Raw genomic sequence first — 2,196 nt, 5'->3', positions numbered from 1 at the left:
GGATAAGGTTAACAATGGATTCTCACATTGATTATGACCTCTTTGTTTACTCTGGAGACCAATCCTCTGCCGGTCCTCTTATTGCCCAGTCAACCTATGGAAGAGGAAGGCCAGATGAATGCACATTGACCAGAAGTGGCTACATCTGGATAAGGGTGTTTAATTACAGCTCTAGTGGGTCGGGGAATTATAGCCTGGGAATAGAACTATCATTAACCATATCACAGATAACACTACCTAACGACAACATTTCATTTACCACCCAACCGGGTGAGAATCGGATTCGTTGTCTTGCGGATATAAAGCCAGATTATCTGGATGCAGCTTATAACAGCCAGATAGAGTGGGAGATTGACGATGACCCAAGGGATAATTACCAAAGTGGCAATCCAGCTGATCCAGAAAGGGGTAATGATGTCAATCTTACCATTACTGCCCCAGCTGCACCTAATGGTCGTAGATTTCCCTTAAGTTATAGAATTAGAGCCTTTGTCACTGCCAATAACCTAAGGGCAACATCAACCCCAAGGTATGTGACACAGGATGAAAGGGATCAATGTAGGCAGGAATACATTGATATGAATAAAGCAAGAAGACCAGCTAGGAATGAGTTTGTCAATGGTGGTGGAAGTCCAAATTTTTCATTTAATGAGTTAAACTCGAGTATAAATCCAACTACAGGGAATAGATATAGTTGGGCTGTGCTTAGACCTATTTTGTATACAGGATTAGAAGCCACAAGGGCAAATTATGGTTATCCTATGATAGTTAATAGTGGTTATAGAAATCCTATTCGTCAACTTCAAGTAAATCCTACGGCTCCAGAAAGTAGACATATATATGGAGATGCGGCTGATATTGCTGTGGTAGATATAAATAATAATGGTATCATAGAGCCAGATGAATGGGATGAATTGGCTGATGCAGCAACAGCGGCTAATGCTGATTACATAGAACCACGACAACAAACGGGTGCTTGGGTTCATATGGATTGGCGTTTTCATTAAAAACTTAAAAAGGGGGAAATAAAAGATGAAAAAGATTTTAGCAAGTGGATTGATGGGAATAATTCTTTTATTCTTTTTAGACTTCGCATTTTGTGAAGTTAGTGTAGAAGAAATAAAAAAGATGGGTGTTGAAGAAATATTGGGATTATTAAACCATCCTAATTGGGGAGAAAGAGCTAAAGCCATTTACTATGGTGTGCCAAATTTTATAAATGATGAAAGGATAAAATTGGCTTTGATTAATTTATTAGAAGAGGAAAATGCTCTTGGGGAAAAATGGTGGGAAGAGTGGCAAAAGGAATATGAAAGATGTAGAGGAGATGAGACTAAAATGAAGATTAAATTTATGAATGAGGTGTATGGCGAAGGATATGGAGAATATCATATAGATCTAGCTGATACAGTAATTAGGTTAAAGGATGAAAGGGCAATACAAGGAATAGTGGGTGTTGTAGAATGTGGTGGCGTTCCTGTAAGGGCAGTAGTAGAATTTGGAGAGTTGGCTGTCAACCCTTTACTTGAGCGATTAGAAAAGACCAAAAATTACACAGCAAGATCAAGCATTATCTACACATTAAATGAAATAGCAAAAAGGACTAAGCAAGAAACCCTTACTACAAAAGAGGGAACTCCAACTACGAGATATAGATCAGCCACCCCTTCTCAATTAGAACTAATGAGGGCTGCTTTTGTTAAAAGCCTAAATGATTCTAATCCTTTTTCACGGAGGGAATCTATCAGAGGATTGGATATTCTTGAAGACACATCAGCAATTCATCTTCTTAAACAGATAGCAAAAAATGACCCTTATTGTAAATTGGGAACGGTAGATCCTGTTACTAAAGCACCAAGGAAGGGATATTACCCCGTCCGTGATGAGGCAAAGCGGGTATTAAAATTGCTTAAAGAAAAGAAAAAGCAAGAAAAGAAGAAAAAGGAGGTAAAGCAATGAAGCAAATATTTTTAATTTTAATTCTATTTGCCCTTTTAAGCAAGGGAGAGGCTTTAAAAAAAGAAAAGCTTAGCGAAAATGATTACATAAGCCTTATTACCAAAGGCCAGGAAGAGCAAATTAAGGTAAGCTTAGTCTGCAAAGAGGATGATATTGCCTATCAGGAAGAAATAGAAGGGATGGGTATTGAAATACTTAAGGTAGAGGGAGAAAGGATATTTATCAAGACCTCATTGG

3 protein-coding genes are annotated in these 2,196 nt (G+C 38.0%); all 3 read left to right on the top strand.

The genetic code is table 11. From position 1 onward, the window contains the following. Positions 1–1,007: D-Ala-D-Ala carboxypeptidase family metallohydrolase (locus AB1630_12625; GenBank protein ID MEW6104635.1), on the top strand; the 1,007-nt coding region annotated here is incomplete at its 5' end. 25 nt (positions 1,008–1,032) lie between these two features. After that, entirely contained in the window at positions 1,033–1,959 is a 927-nt protein-coding gene (locus AB1630_12620; GenBank protein ID MEW6104634.1) for a hypothetical protein, read from the top strand. After that, positions 1,956–2,196, top strand: a 241-nt coding sequence (locus AB1630_12615; GenBank protein ID MEW6104633.1) for a hypothetical protein, incomplete at its 3' end; no start/stop codon positions are given. The genes AB1630_12620 and AB1630_12615, both read left to right, overlap by 4 nt.

The sequence above is a fragment of the bacterium genome, from assembly GCA_040753555.1.
Lineage (GTDB): Bacteria > UBA9089 > UBA9088 > UBA9088 > UBA9088 > JBFLYE01.
Note: the sequence above shows the minus strand (reverse complement) of the source record. Positions and strands in the feature narration are given on the sequence as shown.